We start from the raw sequence: 22,971 nt of genomic DNA, 5'->3' as shown, positions 1-22,971 counted from the left end.
ACAGATACTCTAATAATTGGCATGCAAATCGCTTGTGTAAGCCAAAGCAGGCGTTTTCTTAGCAAATGAGGTTGCCAAGTATAGAAGCCGGGATGGTTTCGAGTCATAATTTAGCGGAGTGTTTTTGAATTTAATGGTGAATAATGATTAAAGAAATTTTACTGGGTGTTAATATTGATCATGTTGCCACTGTGCGCCAGGCTCGAGGTACACGTTATCCTGATCCTGTACAGGCAGCTATCGATGCCGAGGAAGCCGGTGCTGATGGAATTACGCTACATATGCGGGAGGATTTACGCCATATTCAAGCTCGTGATGTCAGATTAATTAAGTCTGTACTGCAAACACGTATGAATTTGGAATTAGCTGTCACTGATGCAATGCTGGATTTTGCCGAAGAAATTATGCCGGAACACACCTGCCTTGTTCCTGAGAAACGTGAAGAATTGACTACGGAAGGCGGCTTGGATGTGTTGGCTAACTACCAACTGGTTTCTAACGCAGTGAAACGTTTAACAGAAATGGGTAGCGAAGTTTCCTTATTTATCGATCCTGATCCAAAACAAATTGAAGCAGCGGCTGAAATTGGAGCTCCCACTATTGAGATACACACAGGCTGTTATGCGGATGCCAGCAATGCCGCTGAACGGGCACGAGAACTGCAGAGAGTAAGGCAAGCTGCAGAGTATGCTGCAAGCCTCAATTTAATTGTTAATGCCGGTCATGGATTAAACTATCAAAATGTGAAGCCTATTGCAGCCATCAAAGAATTACACGAATTAAACATTGGCCATGCGATCATCGCCCGAGCTTTATTTTGTGGATTAAAAGATGCGGTGAGGCATATGCGCCAACTTATGTTGGAAGCCAGAAATTATGTCAAATACTGAGGCGATTGTTATTCGTTTGAGCGGTGATTCTGGTGATGGTGTCCAGCTTGTAGGTGAGCAATTAACCATCACAGCAGCACTTACCGGACGTGATGTACGAACCTTGCCTGATTTTCCCGCTGAAATCAGAGCACCTGCAGGGACTGTTGCGGGAGTATCGGGATTCCAGTTGGCGATGGCTGAACAGGCTATTTTTACTGCTGGGGAAACCTTGGATGTATTGGTGGCCTTAAATCCTGCCGCTTTAAAGAACTCACTGGAATACTTAAATCCAGGTGGTTTATTGATTATTAATGAAGATAGTTTTCAACCCAAGGATTGGCAAAAAGCAGGTCTAACGAGCGAATTTCTTGACAGGGTTGTCGATCAGTATCAAGTTGTTTCCTTGCCTCTGATAAGTCAGACTTTACAAGCGGTTGAAACACTTGCGATGAACCATGCCCAAGCTAAAAAAGCAAAGAATTTCTATGTATTAGGTTTAGTACTTTGGCTGTTTGATTTGCCCACGGCAAGTTGTCTGGCTTTTATTAATAAAAAATTTAAAGCGAATCCACAGATTGCTAAAGCCAACGAGTTGACCTTATTGGCCGGTTATAATTATGCCATGACACTGGAGTTGAGTCGGCGGCAATTTATGCTTGGGCAGGTAAGCCGTGAAAACGGTGAATACAGACAAATCACTGGTGTAGAAGCTGTGGCTCTTGCTCTGGCAACGCTCGCTGTGAGTACCCAAATACCATTGCTGGTATCAGGTTACCCTATAACACCTGCCTCTGCCATTTTACATGAATGTGCGAGATTGGCAGACTACGGCGTTCGTTTATTACAAGCTGAAGATGAAATCGCAGCAATTTGTTCTTGCATAGGTGCTGCTTATGGTGGTTGTTTAGCCTTAACTTGCACCTCGGGGCCTGGGCTGGATTTGAAAAGTGAAAGTCTTGGCCTGGCTGTGATGACGGAACTACCTCTTGTTTTAGTGGATGTCCAGCGTGCGGGGGCCTCTACTGGATTGCCTACTAAAACTGGCCAAAGTGATTTACGCCAAGCTTTGTACGGTCGTCATGGAGAGGCTCCATTACCTGTTCTCGCTGCACAATCGCCTTCGGATTGCTTTAACACAATTATTGAAGCGTTTACTATGGCAATTAAATATATGACGCCAGTGATTGTTTTGCTGGATGCTTATTTGGCAAATGCGGCTGAACCTTGGAAACTCCCTGCGATTGAATCAATTAAGATACCGGCTGTTGATTTTAACCGCTTCCCCAAACCTTACCAGCGAGATGACGTTCTATCTCGTAGTTGGAATGTTCCTGGTACAGCAGGGTTCATTCACCAAATAGGAGGGTTGGAAAAACAGGGTGAAGAAGGAAAAGTTAGCTATGATGCCGATAACCATCAGAAAATGGTCAAATTGAGAGCGGAAAAAATTGCAGGTATAGCTCGCGATTATCCCCATTTACAATTAGAGGGTGATGAAAATGCCCAAATTTTGTTAGTAGGTTGGGGAAGTACGTATGGTAGTCTTAAATCAGCAGTGAACCAGTGTCGTGCTGAGGGTATCACTATTGCTCTGCTACATCTACGGCATCTGAATCCTTTACCAAAAGAATTAGGTCAGGTCATGGCTGGTTTTGATAAGATTTTGGTTGCTGAATTAAATTCGGGGCAATTGTGCCAGCTTCTGCGGGCAACCTATTTACTTGACGCTAAATCGATTAATCAGTGCAATGGCCAGCCTTTTACCGTCGGTCATCTTGTTAAAGCCATTAAATTGGAAATAAACCATGAATAACAGTTATAAACGCGAAGATTTCGCCAATGCAACCGAGGTCCGTTGGTGCCCAGGATGTGGTGATTACGCTATTTTAGCTGCTTTACAGCGTTTATTACCAGAATTAGGTTTGCCACCGGAACAACATGTCTTTGTTTCAGGAATTGGATGTGCAGGCAGGTTGCCTTATTACATGAACACCTATGGTTTTCATACTATTCATGGCAGAGCAACAGCGGTGGCTACTGGTCTTAAAGCCATGAGGAATGATTTGACGGTATGGGTTATCACCGGTGATGGAGATGCCCTTAGTATTGGTGGTAATCATTTGATACATTGCCTAAGACGCAATGTGAATATCAATATCTTGCTTTTTAATAACCAAGTCTATGGGTTAACAAAAGGGCAATTTTCACCAACTTCCCAAAAGGGGCAGGTCACCAAAACGTCCCCAGAAGGGGTGAGTAATGAACCTATTAATCCTTTAATGATTGCACTGGCGTCGGGAGCTAGTTTTGTTGCACGTGCCGTAGATAAGGATCCTAATCATCTGGCTTTCATTCTTAAGAAAGCCTACGAGCACCAGGGGTGTTCTTTTGTAGAGATTTATCAGGATTGCAATATTTTTAACCATGGTGCTTTCGATGCCTTCGCTTTAAAAACAAACCGAGCAGATAAAACAATTGTGCTGGAAGAGGAAAAGCCTCTGTACTTCGGAGCAGAACAAGAATGGGTGTTGGCTTTACAGAATGAATCTTTACAGTGTATTCCGAGTGCCAACTGTAGTGATAAGAATACACTCTATCACCATGACTCAAGTAACTACATTGCTGCAATGCGCCTGGCCCAGCTTAATTTTCCAGAATTCCCAGTACCCTTGGGGATTTATTATCAAAAATCCCGTGAAATATTTAATCTTGATAAACCGAGTCAAAAATCAGTGGCTGATTTGCCTGCTCTATTCCGTGCTAGAGCAAATTGGCAGCAAGGTGAAAAAAACAGGTAGTTTAGGAGGTAGCCCGGATCTAAGTCGAAAGCTGTAAGTCAGGAATGAAATACTCTCAACTTCTTGAAAATTAAAATCCCGGGTTTCGGCTGCGCCTGTGCCCAGATTACGTTACCAGTTTTGAGTGTGTAATAAAACTCAAAAAAAATCCCGGCTAATTTCACCGGGATTCAGGTTGAGGAGACGTATATTAATCGCGTCCTGAAAAAGCACTTAATAAGTTAAGTAGGCTCACGAACAGATTATATATGGATACGAACAATGACACGGTTGCGGAAATGTAATTCGTTTCTCCGCCATGAATAATTTCACTCGTTTGGAATAAAATTAAACCGGAAGAAATCAGTACAAAGGCTGCTGATATAGCTAGTTGAAGCGCTGGAATTTGAAAGAAGATACCAGCAACCATGGCCAACAAAGCAACCATGATGCCCACAAACAGAAAGCCACCTAAATAGCTGAAGTCCTTACGAGTAGTTAATACGTAGCCTGATAAGGCAAAGAAAATCATACCCGTCGCACCTAATGATGTGCCTATTAGCTGAGGGCCGTTTGAAAAATTGGCAATGTAAAAATTAAGAATCGGTCCCAAGGTATAACCCAGAAAACCTGTGAACGCGAAGACGCTTACTATTCCAAGTGCGCTATTTCTTAATGCTTGTGTCAAGAACATTAAGCCATAGACACCAACAATCATGAGTATTGGATTTAGGGGTTTAACAGCAAAAGCGTAAGCAGCATACGCAGTTAATGCGCTAAATAAAAAAGTCATGCCAAGCAAAAGGTAAGTGTTACGAAGTACTTTGTTTGTGGCAAGTACTGAATCACTACGTTGGCTTAACACAGTAACGTCATTTCGGTTCATGCAATAACTCCAGATAATTTATATTTCTAGTTTAGCATATCTATGGTCGGCTTGCCCATTTTTCAAGTCTATAGAACTGCATAAATACTCGCAAGCAGTTTAAATACTCTACTCATGTAGGATTGTTAAAAAAGAATTCTAGAATCAAGGTTATAAATCTCTTTCCTCAATGGGAGCTCTTTTTTCAAATTGGTTGTAGTGAGGAAGTGCAGGAAGATGCGCAGTGCCTGAGTGTAAAAATGCAAGCACAGGAGGGATTTGAGCAGTTTATCGGCGAAGCCAATTTCGCGCTACAGCAGAGTTTGAAGAGATCTATTGAAAGATCCTGATTTAATCACCGATAATTACAGATAGTTTTTACTATTATTGGTTGGATAATTATGCCTAAAGTTGCTGCTGTTCAAATTGTTTCGTCCGCTTCCGTTGAAAATAACTTAAAACAGGTTGAACAATTCTTTATTGATGCAAGGGAAAAGCAAATTGATTTACTGGTTTTGCCAGAAAATTTTGCGTTTATGGGCGTTAATGAAAGTGATAAATTGCAAATTGCCGAGAAATATGGGGCAGGAGCAATTCAAGACAAGATTAGTTCCTTAGCCAAACAATATGGATTGTGGGTTATTGCTGGAACTCTTCCTTTGAAAGGTCTGCAAGACCGCGTGAAAACAAGTTGTCTGGTGTTTGACGATGAAGGGCGCTGTGCGGCCCGTTATGACAAAATTCATCTTTTTGATGTACGTGTTTCTGAGCAGGAGGCTCACCAGGAATCAGCAACAATAGAACGAGGCGATGAGGTAGTGGTAGTAGATACGCCAGTTGGACGAGTGGGGTTGACGGTTTGTTATGACTTGCGTTTTCCTGAATTGTACCGACAATTAGTATTAAGAGGTGCTGAATTATTTACAGTGCCATCGGCATTTACCGCAGTTACAGGAGTTGCACACTGGGAAGTGTTATTGAGAGCACGTGCAATTGAGAATTTATGTTACGTTATAGCTCCTAATCAGGGAGGACTTCATGAAAATGGCCGACAAACCTATGGCCATAGCATGATAGTTGAACCTTGGGGAAAACTAGTGGCTCAGCAGGAGAATGGGGTGGGCATGTTGACAGCTGATATTGATTTACAACGGCTGCAGCAATTGCGTCGACAATTTCCTTGTAATGATCACCATGTTCTCTTGGATAAATGACCGTTATTTTTGAAGGTAAAATTATGTCTCAAGTATTAACTATTGCTAAAGATTTGTTATTAAAACCAGCTTCTCTGGATGAGTCGGTAGTCGAAAAATTGATTCGTTCGATGATGGGTCGACATGTAGATGATGCTGATCTTTATTTCCAAAGTAGTAGCTATGAATCGTGGTATCTGGAAGATTCAGAAGTTAAAAGCGGTAGCTATTCCATTGATCGTGGGGTTGGCATTCGAGCAGTCAGTGGTGATAAAACAGGTTATGCTTATTGCGATGATATTTTATTGCCTGCAATGCAGCGTGCGGCTGATGCGGCACGTTCTATTGCTTTTAGTGGCACAAAGGCGACTCAATCGATCCAAGTAGCAGCTTCGCCTATTACACGTTATGCCGATATAAATCCCATCGAAGGCATGACCAAACAGGAAAAGATTGCCTTGCTTGAAGCGATCGATAAAGAAGCGAGACGGATAGATCCGAGAGTAATTCAGGTTAATGCTTCTTTAAGCGGTTGTTTCGAAGTCGTTATGGTGGCTGGTATACACGGAGAAATGATTGCTGATATCAGGCCTTTAGTCAGTGTTAATGTCAGTGTGATTGTTGAAGATAAAAACGGCCGTCGAGAATCGGCTCGCTCCGGCGGCGGTGGACGTGTGGCCTATTCGTATTTTCTGGAACAGGAAAGAGCACTGGGTTATGCGCGTGAAGCAGTGCGTGAAGCATTAATTAATCTTGAAGCAGAAGAAGCACCTGCTGGTACTATGCCAGTGATCCTGGGACCTGGTTGGCCTGGGGTTTTGCTTCACGAAGCAGTAGGGCATGGTTTGGAAGGTGATTTTAATCGTAAAGGTTTATCCGCTTTTTCAGGTCGTTTGGGACAGCAGGTTGCTGCGAAGGGTGTTACCGTAGTCGATGATGGCACTCTAAAAGATCGACGAGGTTCACTCACCATTGATGATGAAGGAACTCCTTCCCAGTGCACTACCCTGATTGATGATGGGGTACTAGTCAATTATATGCAGGATAAATTAAATGCCAAATTAATGGGTATGAAACCTACAGGTAATTGCCGGCGGGAGTCTTATGCTCATTTACCAATGCCAAGAATGACAAATACTTATATGCTGTCAGGAAATTACAGTCCTGAGGAAATTCTGCGTTCGGTAAAACGCGGTTTATATGCCGTAAATTTTGGTGGTGGGCAGGTTGATATCACATCTGGGCAATTTGTTTTTTCTGCCAGCGAAGCTTATCTCATCGAAGATGGCAAAGTGACCAAACCTGTTAAGGGGGCTACCTTAATTGGCAATGGCCCTGAAGTCATGAAAAAAATCTCTATGGTTGGAAATGATCTTTCATTGGACGGTGGTATCGGTGTTTGTGGTAAAGATGGCCAATCAGTCCCTGTCGGCGTAGGACAACCAACCCTTAAAATTGATGCTCTGACTATTGGCGGCACCCGTTAATTTGGGTGCTTTAAAACTTTCTGCTTATATTCTGTCACGATGATCTTTTGGCGATCTTTTCGCCTACCACCTGCGCGTCAAGCCTAAAAAATTATCCTACCGTACAAAAAAACTCTTGTTCTTTATAACGGCTTCTTTATAATCAATTTATGCCCGTTCATAAGGAGAGTGAATATGTTAAGCAGTTTAGTAGCATGGATAGAGGGTACCCAAGAAGACTTTCCTTTTGAAAACCAATCCCTGACACTCTCTTATTTTGAGAAAGAACAGGCAGTCGAGCAACAAATTCATAAACAATTAATCGCAAAGGTCAGAGTCGCATGGTTTAGCAAACGCAGAAAAATCGATACAAGCCATACTTCTCTTCCAGAAGCTCAAGATGTAGAAAAACATCTGCATCTCTTGAATTTTATAGAATTCGGTAAAAAGGAATTAACAGCGATTGTAAGTGATAGCTTATTCTCCCTGGCTCTTAAGTATTGTTTGAGTCTTCTCGCGGAAAATAAGGAAGCTACGCTTGTTCTTAAAAGTACGCATCTATTTATGGTTTTGTTGCATGAAGATAAAACCAAAACATTAAAATTTTATGAAGAAAATAAATCTTTATTTAAAGATTGTGAGGGGATCAATCGCCAGGTAGCGAAAGAATTGGCTGAGATCAAAATGAGGGAGGCGGTCAAATCTGTCGAAACCTACCTGGCGTTTTTTTCAGAGGAATTAGCTGAACAGAAAAATGCGCTGGGAATTAGTGCGTTATTTAATACTGAATTGTATGACGTTGAAAAATTTGCAGCTTTATTATTGTGGCTGTTACAGCAGGGCGTTTCTTCAAGGACAATTCTAAGAACGAATTTACTACATAATTTTCTAAGATATCATCTATTTACTCTCGATCAGGAAGAGAGTGCTATCCGTCAATTATATAGGCTTCTGGCCCAATTTCCTGAAGCAAAAAAATTGGTTGTCCAGGCTGGCAAGGTGAGTTGTGATGAGCGTGGATTTGAGTCTTATAGCTTAGATGGTGTCCTGCATAGAGAAGAGGAACTTCTGTCGGTGCAGGTGTCAGATGCCCCTCTGGATTTTACACCTACGGAAGAGAATTTTGCTGCACTTTCTAAGTTATTCGGTCAACCCTTCTTAGTTGCTGCGGTAATAACGCCTACCGAACCTGAGAGTCAAAATTGGCTGAATGCTTTAAAGCGTAGCCTGAATCATGAAAGTATGTTAACCAAAGAATTACCGGCTCTTATTAATCTTATTGCCGTAGGACAACCTGCATTTTTGAAAGAGCTGGCTAAATTAATAGAGGAGTCCACCGTTGAGCAGTTGATTTCATTAAATAGCGGCGCAATCTTGCATTTATTGCCTTATAAACCAGCCTTGTTTGAAAAGATAAAAGCAGTCAATGTGGAGAAATATATTCAGCAACTTAATAGTTCTGACGCGTCTGGACTTGATGTAATTGCCCAATTGCTGGTTATGCTTACTGTCTTCTTGAAGCATAATCATCCCTCTGCGGGTCAGGTATTTGATGCAATTATTGAAAAGCTTTTCGACAACTCTCATTTAATTGATGATATCGAGTTATTGAGGCAATTAAAAAGATACCCAGGATGGGCTATTCACCTGGCTCGTCGTTCTGCCCAGTTACAGCGACAGCTTGAGGAGTGCATTGCCAGGGGTACTGAACAGAGTTCGCTGACTATTGAAAGCTATCAGTTAATTGAAGACACCTGGTTCGAGGTATCGCGGAAATTGCAGACTTTAACCTACCTCAATTCTCAGCCCAAATTTGATTTTTATGACAAATATACGTTGTATATTCGGATTGCCCAAGCTTGTTTTAACAAGCAGGGCAGTGCTTTTGATATTAATGCCTTTATTGAATTATTGTCATTACAATCGCCAACACAACCATCGGAAGATATTAGTGAATATGAGCGTGTGTTAGTTGAAATCCTGACGGCAATTGATGACGAATTAATTAGAGATACAATTATCGATAAGCTTGAGGCCGCTCCTATTCAACGCCGCAATTGGTGGGCGAGAGATTATGGTGGTGAGACGGTTTTCCTTAAAGCTGCCAGACAAGGCAATCTGGGACTTCTTACGAATATTGCAGCAATAAAACAACAAAGTAAGCCTGTGATGAATAAAGCGTTGTTGCTTGCAGCCGAAGTTGGTCATTGGCCTGTGGTCAATTACCTTTGTGCTGATACAATTAAATTATTCACACGAAGGACAATTTATCTCGTTTTAATGCAGGCTGCTGAGCAGGGGGAACTAACTGCTGTAGGAGTCTTTTGTAATGACGATAATCCCTTACCTCCTAAAAAAATTTTAGAAAAAGCACTTGAGGGTGCAATTACCAATAATCATATTAATGTGGTGCGTTATCTTTGCCAGTTGACAGGTAACTCTTTTAGTAAAGAAGTTATTGAAAGAGGATTTAGACTTGCAGCGAAGTTAGAGCATTGGGATTTAGCTGAATATTTTTGCTCCTTACCAGTCAATGCACCCTCACAACTGCAAATTGAAAAAATGTTTGAACAGGCGGCAGAAACTAATTGTTTGGAGTTGGCTAAACGTCTCTACAGGTTAGAAAATAATGCGCCTCGCCAACTAGTGATTGACCGAATAATGAATAAAATGGCTCGGGTTGGCAATCTTGAGTTTATAAGCTATTTCTGCGGTTTGAAGGATAATCCTTTAAGCCGAACGCTTATTGAATCGGCCTTAATTGAGGCTGCGGCAAATGGTCATTTGCCTTTAGTAAACTATTTATCAAATTTAGAATTAAATAAACCAAGTCCACAAGTTCAGGGAAAAGCTTTACAAGCTTCTATAAAAGCAGGAAAACAAGACGTTATAGCTTATTTTTGCAGTTTACCAACAAATCGCTTTTTACAGGGCGCAGTTGATTTTGGGATATTGTCGGCAGTTAAATCACAGCAGGCAACAGCTATAGAGTTTTTCTGTCATTTAAGCAATCCACCTAGTCGCCAGGGGACTGAAAATGCTCTGCAGGCAGCCATTAAATTAGGTGATACAGCAGCGGCATTGTATCTTTGTAATTTGCCCACCAATGCTCCTTCGCAACGTATAGTGGAACAAGGTTTATTAACTGCTGTAAAAGGCAAACAAATCGCCATGGTGCAAGGTTTTTGTAGTTTATTATCCGATAATAAACCTCGAAAAGCTGTACTAGAATTAGCGCTTCGAAAAGCCAGCACAACTAAGCAGATAGAGATAGTAGATTATTTGCGTGAAGTTTTGGGGAAACCACGAATAATACGTAGAGAATCAGGGACAAAATTAGACGGTTCATTAAATAGACAGTTAGATAGCTATGGTATATTCGGTCATAAGCAGCATAGGCAAGCGCACCGAAAAATAACAAAAGGTAGTGACGATCTCCCCGTCAAAGATAGAGAGCACCAATTAGCAGAATCTCCTTCAATTGCTTAAGTAAAAGTAGGTCAGACTTCGCCAAACAGCTTGTTAGGCCGGGGTCCGACCTACTTGGTTCCCCTGTTAAAATTCTATGCTTTTAATTTAGTGAAATGTAAACAACCTTTTTATAGAAAATAGTTATTGTATCGATTTAAGTTAATTCACAGAGCAAACTTGGGGTTCTGATACTAAAATAATAGTTAAAAAGCGTTCAAGGCCAGGCTATGGCAAAAAAAATATTACAAAATTCGCTTAACCAACTTTTATTAGAAAACGAAAAAAAGCATGGTGAAAAAGTCTATTTAAGACAACCTCGTAATGGAAAGTGGTATGAATATACATGGCAGATGGTTATTCGCCAAGCCAGGCAAATTGCCCGTTTTTTGCAGGATGCTGGTCTAAAAAAAGGTGACCATATTGCTATTTTTTCCAAAAATTGTGCCGAATGGTTTATTACTGATTTTGGTATTAGTTTGGCAGGTATGGCCAGTGTACCTTTATTTGCAAATCAGCACCATGACAGCATTGAATATGTTTTAAAGCACGCAGAAGTAAAGCTCGTATTTATTGGAAAATTAGATGATTGTGTACGAGTTCGTAGCTATATTCCCGCCGATTTGCCGACAGTAAATTTTGATTATCATCCTAAGCTCAATACGAATAACCATTGGGCAGATATTCTCGCTAAGGAGCCTTTAACAGATATTGTGGACTCATCTCCAGATGATCTATTCACGATTATTTATTCTTCAGGGACTTCTGGGCTGCCTAAAGGAGCGGTTTATACGCATGAAACAATTGCTAATTACCTAAAAATTTTTCCTGAAGACATTCAGCGTATTAAAAAGGTCGCTCATTATCATCTTATGTCTTATTTACCTCTAGCTCACGTTTATGAACGTTCAGCAATCCAATTAGGGAGTATTACGATACCCTGTGATGTGTCTTTCGTTGAAAGCCTGGATAAATTTATTGAGAATTTGCGAGAAGCTGAACCCACCTTCTTTACTGCAGTTCCGCGGATTTGGGGGGTTTTTCAGCAAAAAATAGAGCAGAAACTATCTCCTGCGATTTTGAATTTTTTGCTCAAAATACCTGGCATTTCTTCTGTAATCAAAAAGAAAATTAAGCACCAGCTTGGTCTTTGCCGCTGCACTAATAGTTTTTCTGGCGCTTCGCATTTGCCAGTATCAATTCTTGGTTTTTTTGACAAGCTTGATATTCATATTCAAGAGGGCTACGGACAAACCGAAAATCTTGCTTATGCTACTTTTTCTACTTTAGAACAGCGTCGTCCTGGTTATGTGGGTACACCAAGAAAATACGTTGAGATTAAACTTGGTGATGAGAACGAGTTGCTTCTTAAATCGCCTTGTTTGATGAAGGAATATTTTAAAGAGAAAGCTGCAACTAAAGCAGCTTTTACCAGCGATGGATGGTTGCATACCGGTGATATAGTTGAACTTGATGAACACAATAATGTAAAAATACTAGGGCGTTTATCAGAGAATTTTAAAAATCAAAAAGGAGAATTCATCGCCCCGTCAGCTATTGAGAAACGATTTTCATCAAATCAATTCATAGAGCAGCTTTGTATGGTTGGCAAGGAGTTACCTCATAACGTTTTACTAATTACCTTAAGCGAATCAGGGAGGAGTCAGGAAAAGGAAGAAATCAAGAAGAGCCTACAAGAAGATTTGCATAAAATTAATAGTGAACTGGTCAGTTATGAAAAAATTTGCCATGTGATTATTTTGCAAGAGGCATGGACACCTGAGAATGGACTGCTTACGCCAACATTGAAGGTTAAGCGTCCTGTTGTGGAATCAACCTATAAAGACTTAATACGGGAGGCAATTACCGACCATAACGTCATTATTTGGGCTTAGATTACTCACCAGATTTATTAGCCAGTTTCATTAGTAAAGCTTGAATCTCATGAATACGTTCTTCTGGGGAGGTACTATCCAAAGTAAAACGCAAGCGGGTAGGACCTTCCATTTGGTAGCGCTTTGCTTGTAGTTGAATCAAATTGATCAAAATGCCGGGATCAATCGCGGGTTTCTCACCAAATTCAATCTTGCCCGTCTGTTGGGCTGAATTAATTTTATTAATCGCTAATTGGGTTGCCAATAATTTTAATTCTGTAATTAGCAATAATTGCTTGGCTGGTTGGGGAAGTAAGCCAAAGCGATCAATCATTTCAATTTGCAAATCACGTAATTGTTGTTTGTCTTTCGCATTCGCTATACGTTTGTACATAATGAGACGGGTATGCACATCAGCGATATAATCTTCAGGAATAATTGCGCTTAAACGTAGATCAATTTCTGGACCCTGTTGGATTGGTGCAGCCAATTCTGGTGTTTTTCCTGCTTTTAAATCGCTGACGGCTCTGTCCAGCATTTCCATAAACAAACTGAAACCTACAGCATGGATATTACCACTTTGCTCTTCTCCTAATAATTCGCCAGCCCCGCGAATTTCTAAATCATGAGTCGCTAAAGTGAAGCCGGCACCCAAATCTTCGAGAGAAACAATGGCCTCTAATCGTTTAACAGCATCAGCAGTTAATGATTTTTCATTAGGCGTGAGGAGATATGCATAAGCTTGATGGTGAGAACGGCCAACACGGCCACGTAATTGATGTAATTGCGCTAAACCAAACTTATCGGCTCTATCGATAATGATGGTGTTGGCTGTCGGGATATCAATACCTGTTTCAATGATGGTGGTACAAACTAGCACATTAAATCGGTGATGATAAAAATCGGACATAATGCGTTCTAGTTCACGCTCACGCATCTGACCGTGAGCGCTGCGAATTTTGGCCTCGGGAACAAGTTCTTGTAAATCCTGGCTTACGCGTTCGATCGTTTGGACATTGTTATGGAGAAAATAAACCTGGCCGCCGCGTAAAATTTCGCGCAATATGGCCTCACGCAGGATAGCGTTATTTTTTTCTTGCCAAAACGTTTTAATCGCTAACCGTTTGGCAGGTGGTGTTGCGATTAGAGAAATATCGCGTATACCGGCCATGGCCATGTTGAGTGTTCGCGGGATAGGGGTAGCAGTCATTGATAGAATATCAACATGTGTGCGTAATGAACGTATATGTTCTTTCTGCTTGACACCAAAGCGATGCTCTTCATCAATCACCAGTAAGCCTAAATTTTTAAACTGGATATCTTTGGAAAAAAGTTTATGAGTACCGATAACGATATCTACCTGACCGTTTTTTAATGACTCGATTACTTTTTCGGCTTCTTTGCCGCTACGAAAACGAGATAACAATTCTATATTGATAGGGAATTGAGCAAAACGATCGCGGAAATTCTCAAAATGTTGACCAGCGAGCAAAGTAGTTGGAACGAGAACACAAACTTGTTTACTGTTCTGTACTGCTAGGAAGGCAGCCCGCATAGCTACTTCAGTTTTACCAAAACCGACATCCCCGCAGATTAACCGATCCATAGGACGAGGTGACTGCATATCCTGGATAATTTGCTCAATAGCACGTAGTTGATCCGTTGTTTCCGCAAACGGGAAGCCACTGGCAAAACGTTGATAATCATTGGCATCAAATTGATAAACATAACCCGGTTTAGCTTCACGTTTGGCATAAATTTCTAATAATTCAATGGCTATATCATGAATTTTTTCAGCCGCTTTCTTCTTTTCTTTTTGCCATTGGTCACTACCCAGCTTGTGCAGTGGAGCATGCTCACTATCCATGCCTGTATAACGACTTATAAGATGCAGTGAGGTGACAGGGACATATATTTTATCATCACCGGCATAGGCCAGGATGAGAAATTCGTTGGCAATGCCATTGCTTTCAATGGTTTTGAGTCCCTGGTAGCGGCCGACACCGAATTGTAAATGTACAACCGGAGTATCTAAGCGTAATTCAGCCAAATTACGGATGATTAAATCGGGATCAACTGCTTTTTGGCTGCTACGCCGTTGAGGAGTCGCCTGTTCTCCAAAGAGTTGGGCTTCAACGATAACAGCAATTTGTTGTTCAATTAACTCTGTGCCATAAATCAGAGGACCGGTAATAATGTTAATAGTTTCTTTGTCATTGATAAATGATTGCCAAGAGGGTTGTATTTTGGCGGTTATATCGCCTTGCCTAAGTAAATCCAATAAAACCTCGCGCCGCCCAGCACTCTCAACTACCAATAAATAACGTCTATTTTTATCTGCGAGGTAATTACTCAAATTCAGGAGTGGTTGGGTACTTTGACGCTCTAAAGGAAGAGAAGGCGCTTTGTTAATGTTGAAATTTATAGCCCCCTTTTTTTCAACTGCTTTGTGATAACAACGTATTTGCTGATATTGATTGGCCAGAGTTAGTAATTCCGTCGTGGTCAAAAAACACGCACTTGGTTTTAAAATGGGACGGGAAATATCGTAGCTTCGTTGTTCATAACGGGTTGTTAGTTCGTGCCAGAATTGCTCTGCCTGTTGCTGGATTTCTTCAATCAAAAAAACGCTGGTATCGGTTGGAAGATAATCGAAAAAGGTAGCTGTTTTATCGAAAAACAAAGGTAAGTAATACTCAATACCGGAAGGGTATTGTCCATCACTTACCGCTTCGTAGACTGGACACTGACTTGGATTTCCAGGAAATTGCTCCCTAAACGCACGGCGGAATAGGGTTATGCTTTTTTCGTTTAAAGGAAACTCACGTGCTGGCAAAACATGGATATCGGTAATTTTAGCTACAGTTCGTTGTGATTCAGTATCAAATTGCCGAAGACTATCAATGACATTATCGAATAATTCTATTCGAAACGGGATGTTACTTCCCATAGGAAAGACATCAATAATAGCGCCACGAATGGCAAACTCACCATGTTCTAATACTTTATTGACGCAGTGGTAGCCGGCTTGTTGTAACTGATGTCGGAATTGCTCTAAATTCAGGGTCTGCCCTTCCTTTAAGAGAAGGGCATGGTGATGTAAAAATTGGGGTGGGCAAAGACGATGCATCAACGTACTGGCAGAACTAATGACGATTGCATTGGTGGTTTGATGTAAACGACTGAGAGTCGATAAACGTTCAGAAATAATATCCTGATGTGGGGAAAATTGATCATAAGGCAGGGTTTCCCAATCGGGAAAAAATAGTAATTCCTGCGTGGTTAAATCAGTAAGAAAAAATCGTAACTCGGTAAGTAGCTGGGCGGCTGTTAAATTATCAGGTGCAATTATCAGCTTGACGCCCGTTTTTTGATGACAATACTCAGCAACCGCTAGGGGTAGACTGCAGCCGTATAACTGTCCCCAGGTTTGTTTTGTGTCAATTTTGGGATAATTAAGTATTGTTGTCGCCATAAGTTGTACAAGCTGCCAGTATGTTTTAAGGGGCAAGAGTATACTATAAAAGCTCCAAAGCAGCGACTCTTATAACTTGTGATTTGTAGGATTAATAGTATACCTGCATGCAGGAACTCAGGCTTGTTTTTGATCCTTCTTTGAGTTTCAAGCGCTAAGGAAAGAATGAGGTAGATAGCTGGTTATTAAACCTGCTAATAAACCGAATAAATGGCCTTCCCAGGAGACGCCTTTTTTCCCGGGAAATACACCTAGAAAAATCCCAGCGAAATAATACAAACTGATTACACCGAGAATGATCGCAGTAAGAGTACCTTGCTGCAAAATGTCGGTGACCAGTAATCCCCAATAACCGGTAATCAAACCACTGGCACCAACATGTATTCCGGGTTTTGCAAAGCACCAGGTTAAAAAACCACTAATAATGGCAATAACCAGGGTAACCCATAAAAAATAAGTCAAGCCATTAATCAAAACAAAATTGCTTAATACTAAAAGTGGAATTGAATTGAAAAAAAGATGATTAAAGTTAAGGTGCAGTAGCGGTGAAAATACTATACCGGGTAGACCAATCATGTGCCTGGGAATGATGCCCAAATAAAGTAAACGCTTGCCCAGGAAGAAATTTATAAAGTAAATGGACCAAGGCAGAAAGAGGATAATAGCCAGGATCTTCAGATTTTGTTGTGTCTGACTAATAATCAAAGTCAGGCTGGTATTAAGTTGTTCGAGCATAGTATTAATTCGCTGGGTTCATGGGTGTTTTTACCTCGGCTGGTTTGGGTACAGCCGTTATGATACGTACGGGCACAAAAAGAAGGGGATCGACTAAGGTTTGATTCATTACCATTGACCAGTGTAAATGGGGTCCAGTTGCTCGGCCGGTTTGACCAACGATGCCCACTTGTTGTCCTTGGTTCAAAGTATCTCCCTTTTTGACATCGATGCGCTTCAAATGCGCATAGAGAGAAAAGACGCCCATACCGTGATCGACAATAACAGTATTACCTGTAAAAAAATAATCGTTGGTAGCGACTACTTTTCCCTTGGCGATAGTATGGACAGGCGTATTTTCTGGGGCTCCAATGTCTAAACCAGAGTGAGGTGGGCGCGGCTGATTATTGTATCGTCGTTTTAAGCCAAATAGACCGGTAATAGGACCATGCGCTGGAGCCTTAAAACCTTCGGCGAAAGGATTGGCAGGAGTAAATTCGGCAAAAAGAGTAGCCATTTCTTTCGTTTCGTTGTCTATTCGTTGTTTATCTTCTTCGTAGGGATCAACCTGGCGTTTGTTTGCAATCGTCAAATACTGAGTACTATAAAATTTATCAGTGACATGAAAAGGGATAGAGGCTTTGTAGGGTTTGGTGATCATAAGAGTTTGAATAGCTTCTTCTTTGTCCAAGGGGATTCCGACAATCAGTAGCCATTGATTGGATTGTGTACTTGGCATAACAGCTATTTTTTTGTTGTCGTAGTAGGCTTCAGGTTTTTGTTTGATGTCAATAGGAATAATGGTTAGGCCGCCATTGACTGAATGATTTTCTGGTAGCTGATAGGGCAAAGCGGCGTATGTGGTGTTTATTAGGAAAAAAACAAACATCAAACCAATCGTTAAACGCTGAGAAAAATTTTTCATCCTTTTATTCCTCATTATTAATGACTTCACACATGAGACGTCCTTTTGCCAATCTTAATTCAATATTATCGCCTTTTTTGACTTGGTTGCTATCGAAAAGAATAGTTTTATCATGAGTTGCGATAGCATAACCTCTTTCCAGTGTAGCTAGAGGGCTCACTGCATGCAATGTTGCCAAACGGGAAGAAAAAATTTGCTTTAATCCATTTACTTTGGCAATTAGATTGTGGGTGAGTTGTTGTTCAAGATATTGTAATTTTGCTTTCGATTGCTGTAAAAGGATTATCGGATTTTTTGCATGAAGATTAGTTATTAGTAAATGGACATGATTTTTTTTCTGATTTACTAAATTTCGTAAGCCTTGATTGAGGTGTCGTTCGAGATAATCGAGCGTTTGGTAATGCTTATTAATTAAGTGCTCTGGTGATAAGATTTTGGTAGTGCAATGAGAGAGTAACAATTGTTTATGTTGAATAAAGCGGTTTATTGCTCTTAACAGTCGTTGCTCAAGAGAAATAAGTGTGTTTAATAAATCAAACTGGTTTGGTGTAACAGCCTCGGCTGCTGCTGTTGGTGTTGCAGCTCGCAAATCGGCAACAAAATCAGCGATAGTAAAATCAGTTTCGTGTCCAACTCCTGAGACAATTGGTATGGTACTGCCTCTGATTGCCAAAGCTAATTGCTCGTCATTAAAAGCCCAGAGATCTTCTATACTACCCCCTCCACGCGCTAAAATCAGAACATCGGATTTTTTATCTTGATTCGCTTTTTTGATCGCTTTAATAAGCTGTTTAGCCGCATCCCTCCCTTGAACTTCACTCGCATAAATTTTAACAGCCGCTAGAGGAAAGCGCCGTGCTAAAGTAATGAGGATATCGCGAAGAGCAGCTCCTGTTGGTGAGGTAATGATTCCAATGACAGTAGGGTAACGTGGAATGCTCTTTTTTTTATCTTGTGCAAATAAACCTTGTGCTTGAAGTTTTGTTTTCAATTCCTCAAATTGACGGTAGAGTGCACCCAAACCAGCTTCATTCAAAGAGTAGACAATCAGTTGGTAATCACCTCGGGCCTCATACAAGCTTAATTTGCCTTGAGCGAGGACTTGCTGGCCGTCCTGAAAATTTTTACTCATGCTATTGTGGTGGTTACGGAAATAAACACAACGTAATTGGGCAGTAGGATCTTTTAGAGTAAAATAAAAATGTCCGGAACCAGGTTTACTTAAATTAGATAATTCACCTGTAACCGTAACATTCCCCATTTCCAGCTCTAGCCAGGATCGGACTTGTTGGTTAAGTTGAGTGACAGTGAGAGCAGTTAAATCATTTTGCATTATGTTTTTATGAATTGAGCAAGAGAAGTTATCTAATGATAACAGACTAAAATTTATAGGAAAAATAAGTTGATGTTAGGGGGGGGATGCATTAGCTTATTGGGATAAATGAAGGCATTTAGGAAGAAGAGGATGGATGAATGAGGTATTGCTTACTGGTATTGGCTATTGTTGCAACCTCTCCATTAAGAGCGGACACATTAAATGAAGCAGTGCAGCACGGGATGATTTCTAACCCTGATGTTCTATATAACACGGCGAAGCAGTTATCCGCGCGTCAAGGGATAGATAAGGCTCGAGGAGGCTGGTGGCCGACTATCGATGCGAATGCGGGCTTTGGTCGAGAAAGGAGTGATAACCCGACGACAGAAGCGATTGATGGGCCTGGTATCAGGATATTGAATCGTACGGAATCCTACATTGAGTTAAAGCAAAATCTGTTTGCTGGCGGTGGTATAGTTAATGAAGTCAAACGAACGAAGAGTTTGTATCAAGCGCAGGAATTGAAAACGCAAGGCGTGGCGGAAGATTTAGCGCTAGAAATCATAAATCGCTATTTACTGGTGATTCTCCACGAAAAATTATATGGGTATGCAATCACCAACTATCATGCGCATCGTGCAGTTTTTGGCATGATAAAAGATCGGAGTGAAGCAGGCGTATCGCGCGAGGCAGAGGTGGATCAAGCCGATGCTCGCCTGGCTTTGGCGGAATCGAATAAAATCAGTGCGGAAGCGAACTTGCAGGAAGCACGGATTAATTACGCGAAGGTTGTAGGGAAGTGGCCAGGGAAATTGGTGTGGCCGCGTGTACCGACACACCAGGATTTGCCTCGTTCATTAGGTGAGGCAATAGAGCGAGGATTAGATAACCATCCAACTGTCCGTTCAACCTATGCGGATGTGAAAGAAGCGAAATCGCAATATGATGTTGCGCGGGCAGCGTATTATCCGCGCGTTGATTTTGTATTGAGTGCGTCCCAAAACCGTAACCTGGATGGATTGGTAGGGCCGAATAATGACCGAATGGCGATGATTCGGATGAATTATAATTTATTTCGTGGCGGTTCAGATGATGCCAATGTACGGCAGACGGCCTATGAGGTTCAAGAAGCCTATGAATTGAAGAATAAGGCTTTGATCGATATGAAGGAGTCCGTGCGGTTGTCCTGGAATGCGTGGACAGCCTCCGGGTTGCGTTTAAATCCGCTACGGCGGCATGTTGTTGCTTCAAGAGAGACTCGCAGTGCTTATCAAGAACAGTTTAAGGTTGGCAAAAGAACACTGCTGGATTTGCTGGATTCTCAGAATGAGTACTATCAGTCACAAATAGAGTTGGCCCGTGGAATCAATGACGAGGTTTATAGTCGTTATCGGTTGCTCAATGGCATGGGTCGGTTGCTGTGTTATCTGCAGATGCGCTTACCGCAAAACGTCGTGAATAATGATGTTTTCAGTTCAGCCCAGACGCATATACTGTTGAACAAAGCGATGGATGAATTACCCTATCCGGATACAACGGACAGGTCTTTATATCTGGCGCAACCAGTAAAGAATATGGATACGACTCCCTTAACAAAAGCAATAATCGCAAAAAATACGACTCCACCGCCTGGTGTGACGCCAAGAATTTGGTATGTTTCTGCAGGACGTCTAAAGTTAAAAGCAGATGCTATTGCATTGAGAAACCGTTTACGCAACCTTGGATTTGCAGCATGCATTGAGTCACTGAGCAAATGTACAGATTGCTTTAATGTGGTGGTTGGTCCTTATGAGTACCGTGGCCATGCAGGGAATGGTATGGAGAGGCTGAAGGAAGTAGCGCATGTACAAGGAATACTGGTTACCTACAGACAAGAACCAAAATGTAGCTAAGATATATAGCAGGATAGTGGTTTGGCTCTCCTCCTATCGGCTAGAGGAGAGCACAAAGACATCAATAACGAGTGATATTGCTCGCTTAAAGCCAAAATTGCAGATACTGCCTCTTTTCTCGTTATGGAATACAACGAGCCAATAACTATGCTAATGGTCATTTTGATGAGAACAAGCTAAAAATATACCGTTTTTTTTGATAAATTTTTTAGCATTGGGGTAGGCTAATAATTTCGACAAAGCTTTTTTTTATTAATTAAATCAATTAGATAGTTTTCATCTTTTCCTATTTAACCGGGTTTTTTCAAGGTTTCAGCTAATAAATAACAGGAAAATGGTTCCAAAAAATCAAAAAGGAAAAATAAATCTCATGCTGTGCTATATTTAAACAAGATACTGTTGAAATGGTATCCTTATGACTGGAAAGCATTATGAGAAGGATTCAGGGATAGGAAACCATTCTATTTAAGCAAATCCAATCGTTAAACAGTATTTGTGAAGGATATACAAATTCAAAAGGCGATCTGTCGGTTTTGCTGTGCATTCAGACATAGCTTCCATTTCTTTATTTAGGGATGTATTAAAATGAATAAAGATATACCGATGGTTGTCGATGCCTTAAATGGTTTTCTTATTAAAATTCATTCAAATAACCACGCAACTATTGCAAAAACGGGTACGACGGTATTACCTGGAGAACGACTCCTGCTAATGGATGGAGACGCTCAACTCCATATACAGGGGTTGGAAAATATCTATTTGGGGGCTGGGCAAACATTCAATCTCGACGGTATTTCCCCCTTGCTAAAAAGTATAAAGCAGGGTGTTGATGTTGACGCGCTTGTTGAAAAGGCAATGGCTAATGGCATTGATCCAGTGGCCTTGCTGCAATCATTGGAAGAAACCGCAGCAGGTGAGGACACGGTTTTAGGAAGCGGTGGTAGTATATTTGTTCTGGATCCACTTTATGGTGTTGGGCATGTTAATGCCGGGTATGATACTTTAGGACCTTCCCTCTCCTTTACTGACTCAATAAGGTTTGTTCCTATTCTTTTTGAAGAGAGAGCACCTGTACAAGATGTTCAAATTTCAAATATAGGTGATTCGGGTGTACCAGCCATAACACCGCAAATACCTGTTCAACTGGCAACACAGGGGTTGTCATTCGATGAGTCAAATGGTTTACAAACAGCTGCTGTAACAGTGCGTTCGAATGTGGAGGATTTAGCAATTAAATCCTTAACATTTTCTGCGAGCAATGCAACATGGAACGATGGCGAAAAAATGTTAGTGGCGGATGATGGTAGTTGGGAGCTACGCTATAACGCTAATACTAAGCAATTCGATTTTTCTCAATTAGAAGCAATTAAACATCCAGACTCAAATGATAACAATGACAATACTGCTATTGAGGTGACTGCTACCCTAACAAGGACTGATGGTGCCAGCGCCAGTAGCCCATTTTTGATAACTATTTACGATGACGGACCTAAGATTACTGGTACAGATGATTTATTAGTAGATGAAACAGATGGATTAACGTCTATTGTTGGGGTTCTAGAAAAAGATTTTGGTGCTGATGCAGACGGTGGTGAGGTTAAATTTACAGCAGAAAATGCTGTATGGGACCCAGAAACTCGTACATTAACCAATAACGATGGATTTTGGAAGTTAGTTTACAATGCGGAGAATGAATATCAATTTACGCAACTAAAGGCGATCCCACACGCTGATTCTCTTGATAATAACGACCTGTTTAGAGTCGTTGTTACAGCAACCGTTATTGATAGTGATGGCGATAGTCTGAGTAAAAATTTTAATATTGATATACTTGACGACGGTCCCACTATTTCCGTGGCAGCAACCGATGAGAACCTCATTCTATTAAATACCCAGGATGCACAAACCATCGGTGCGGCGTCTGATGTGGCCACGGCTTCCTTTGCTGCCGCCTTTACCGCTGCTTCGAATTTTGGTGCGGATGGGGCTGGTTCTGTGGCATGGACTTACCACCTTAATTTACTGGCATCCGCCGGCGTTGATTCCGGGCTAAAATCGGATGGGCAGGTGATTCACCTTTACAACATCAACGGCGAGGTTATCGGTTCAACCTCGGCAACGGCAGCTGGCGTGAC

At 41.3% G+C, this 22,971-nt stretch carries 14 protein-coding genes; 9 read left to right on the top strand and 5 right to left on the bottom strand.

Annotated elements, in window-relative coordinates:
* The first annotated feature begins 143 nt into the window (after window positions 1–143).
* Genes pdxJ through ACN4Z1_RS11340 form a run of 3 tightly spaced genes read left to right on the top strand, consistent with a single transcriptional unit; the run spans window position 144 to window position 3,670 of the window.
* Window positions 144–890, top strand: a complete 747-nt coding sequence (pdxJ, locus tag ACN4Z1_RS11350; RefSeq protein WP_115221585.1) for a pyridoxine 5'-phosphate synthase — start codon at window positions 144–146, stop codon at window positions 888–890.
* Window positions 877–2,685 carry a 2-oxoacid:acceptor oxidoreductase subunit alpha gene (locus tag ACN4Z1_RS11345; RefSeq protein WP_228364929.1) on the top strand — a complete coding sequence of 603 codons (1,809 nt, stop codon included), beginning with the start codon at window positions 877–879 and terminating at the stop codon, window positions 2,683–2,685. The genes pdxJ and ACN4Z1_RS11345 overlap by 14 nt, the downstream gene beginning before the upstream one ends.
* Complete coding sequence (locus ACN4Z1_RS11340; protein ID WP_228364930.1) at window positions 2,678–3,670, top strand: 2-oxoacid:ferredoxin oxidoreductase subunit beta; 993 nt, start codon at window positions 2,678–2,680, stop codon at window positions 3,668–3,670. Before ACN4Z1_RS11345 ends, ACN4Z1_RS11340 begins: the two co-directional genes overlap by 8 nt.
* A 190-nt stretch (window positions 3,671–3,860) precedes the next feature.
* On the opposite strand, the gene ACN4Z1_RS11335 is transcribed toward ACN4Z1_RS11340, so the two are convergent.
* The gene (locus tag ACN4Z1_RS11335; RefSeq protein WP_115221582.1) at window positions 3,861–4,535 is read right to left on the bottom strand and encodes a Bax inhibitor-1/YccA family protein; all 675 of its coding nucleotides are present in this window, start codon (window positions 4,533–4,535) and stop codon (window positions 3,861–3,863) included.
* Between the two features lie 380 nt (window positions 4,536–4,915).
* On the opposite strand from ACN4Z1_RS11335, the gene ACN4Z1_RS11330 reads away from it, so the two are divergent.
* The 4 genes from ACN4Z1_RS11330 (at window position 4,916) to ACN4Z1_RS11315 (ending at window position 12,536) form a co-directional block, all read left to right on the top strand.
* Complete coding sequence (locus ACN4Z1_RS11330) at window positions 4,916–5,728, top strand: carbon-nitrogen hydrolase family protein (RefSeq protein ID WP_228364931.1); 813 nt, start codon at window positions 4,916–4,918, stop codon at window positions 5,726–5,728.
* A 23-nt stretch (window positions 5,729–5,751) separates the two neighbouring features.
* Window positions 5,752–7,194, top strand: a complete 1,443-nt coding sequence (tldD, locus tag ACN4Z1_RS11325) for a metalloprotease TldD (RefSeq protein WP_228364932.1) — start codon at window positions 5,752–5,754, stop codon at window positions 7,192–7,194.
* Window positions 7,195–7,368: 174 nt separating this feature from the next.
* Complete coding sequence (locus ACN4Z1_RS11320) at window positions 7,369–10,662, top strand: hypothetical protein (RefSeq protein ID WP_228364933.1); 3,294 nt, start codon at window positions 7,369–7,371, stop codon at window positions 10,660–10,662.
* A 209-nt stretch (window positions 10,663–10,871) separates the two neighbouring features.
* Window positions 10,872–12,536 (top strand): AMP-binding protein, encoded by a 1,665-nt coding sequence (locus ACN4Z1_RS11315; protein WP_228364934.1) that lies wholly within the window; start codon window positions 10,872–10,874, stop codon window positions 12,534–12,536.
* Window position 12,537: 1 nt separating this feature from the next.
* Here the strand turns inward: ACN4Z1_RS11315 and mfd are convergent, their stop codons facing one another.
* The 4 genes from mfd to xseA all read right to left on the bottom strand — a co-directional run bounded on the left by mfd (window position 12,538) and on the right by xseA (window position 18,962).
* Window positions 12,538–15,990, bottom strand: a complete 3,453-nt coding sequence (gene mfd, locus ACN4Z1_RS11310; RefSeq protein ID WP_228364935.1) for a transcription-repair coupling factor — start codon at window positions 15,988–15,990, stop codon at window positions 12,538–12,540.
* 147 nt (window positions 15,991–16,137) lie between these two features.
* On the bottom strand, window positions 16,138–16,725 hold the full coding sequence (locus tag ACN4Z1_RS11305) for a rhomboid family intramembrane serine protease (protein WP_115221577.1): 588 nt from the start codon (window positions 16,723–16,725) through the stop codon (window positions 16,138–16,140).
* 4 nt (window positions 16,726–16,729) lie between these two features.
* A complete protein-coding gene (locus tag ACN4Z1_RS11300; RefSeq protein ID WP_370634621.1) occupies window positions 16,730–17,629 on the bottom strand; it encodes a peptidoglycan DD-metalloendopeptidase family protein in 900 nt (299 codons plus the stop codon).
* A gap of 4 nt (window positions 17,630–17,633) precedes the next feature.
* The gene (xseA, locus tag ACN4Z1_RS11295; protein WP_228364936.1) at window positions 17,634–18,962 is read right to left on the bottom strand and encodes an exodeoxyribonuclease VII large subunit; all 1,329 of its coding nucleotides are present in this window, start codon (window positions 18,960–18,962) and stop codon (window positions 17,634–17,636) included.
* A 140-nt stretch (window positions 18,963–19,102) separates the two neighbouring features.
* Here xseA and ACN4Z1_RS11290 point away from each other — a divergent pair, with 140 nt between their 5' ends.
* On the top strand, window positions 19,103–20,836 hold the full coding sequence (locus ACN4Z1_RS11290) for a TolC family outer membrane protein (RefSeq protein ID WP_419413454.1): 1,734 nt from the start codon (window positions 19,103–19,105) through the stop codon (window positions 20,834–20,836).
* 585 nt (window positions 20,837–21,421) lie between these two features.
* On the top strand, window positions 21,422–22,971 hold a 1,550-nt coding region (locus tag ACN4Z1_RS11285), incomplete at its 3' end, for a DUF5801 repeats-in-toxin domain-containing protein (protein ID WP_419413453.1).

Origin of the sequence: Legionella sp. ST3F1, from assembly GCF_048553315.1 — a bacterium.
Classification (GTDB): Bacteria; Pseudomonadota; Gammaproteobacteria; order Legionellales; family Legionellaceae; genus Tatlockia; species Tatlockia donaldsonii.
This window is presented reverse-complemented; position numbering and strand designations above follow the sequence as displayed.

What these genes read in the sequence shown, in the direction of transcription:
- ACN4Z1_RS11300 (WP_370634621.1), bottom strand. Translation starts at nt 17,629, where the DNA reads ATGAAAAATTTTTCTCAGCGTTTAACGATTGGTTTGATGTTTGTTTTT.
- ACN4Z1_RS11320 (WP_228364933.1), top strand. Translation starts at nt 7,369, where the DNA reads ATGTTAAGCAGTTTAGTAGCATGGATAGAGGGTACCCAAGAAGACTTT.
- ACN4Z1_RS11290 (WP_419413454.1), top strand. Translation starts at nt 19,103, where the DNA reads ATGAGGTATTGCTTACTGGTATTGGCTATTGTTGCAACCTCTCCATTA.
- pdxJ (WP_115221585.1), top strand. Translation starts at nt 144, where the DNA reads ATGATTAAAGAAATTTTACTGGGTGTTAATATTGATCATGTTGCCACT.
- ACN4Z1_RS11315 (WP_228364934.1), top strand. Translation starts at nt 10,872, where the DNA reads ATGGCAAAAAAAATATTACAAAATTCGCTTAACCAACTTTTATTAGAA.
- ACN4Z1_RS11340 (WP_228364930.1), top strand. Translation starts at nt 2,678, where the DNA reads ATGAATAACAGTTATAAACGCGAAGATTTCGCCAATGCAACCGAGGTC.
- tldD (WP_228364932.1), top strand. Translation starts at nt 5,752, where the DNA reads ATGTCTCAAGTATTAACTATTGCTAAAGATTTGTTATTAAAACCAGCT.
- ACN4Z1_RS11305 (WP_115221577.1), bottom strand. Translation starts at nt 16,725, where the DNA reads ATGCTCGAACAACTTAATACCAGCCTGACTTTGATTATTAGTCAGACA.
- ACN4Z1_RS11335 (WP_115221582.1), bottom strand. Translation starts at nt 4,535, where the DNA reads ATGAACCGAAATGACGTTACTGTGTTAAGCCAACGTAGTGATTCAGTA.
- mfd (WP_228364935.1), bottom strand. Translation starts at nt 15,990, where the DNA reads ATGGCGACAACAATACTTAATTATCCCAAAATTGACACAAAACAAACC.
- xseA (WP_228364936.1), bottom strand. Translation starts at nt 18,962, where the DNA reads ATGCAAAATGATTTAACTGCTCTCACTGTCACTCAACTTAACCAACAA.
- ACN4Z1_RS11330 (WP_228364931.1), top strand. Translation starts at nt 4,916, where the DNA reads ATGCCTAAAGTTGCTGCTGTTCAAATTGTTTCGTCCGCTTCCGTTGAA.
- ACN4Z1_RS11345 (WP_228364929.1), top strand. Translation starts at nt 877, where the DNA reads ATGTCAAATACTGAGGCGATTGTTATTCGTTTGAGCGGTGATTCTGGT.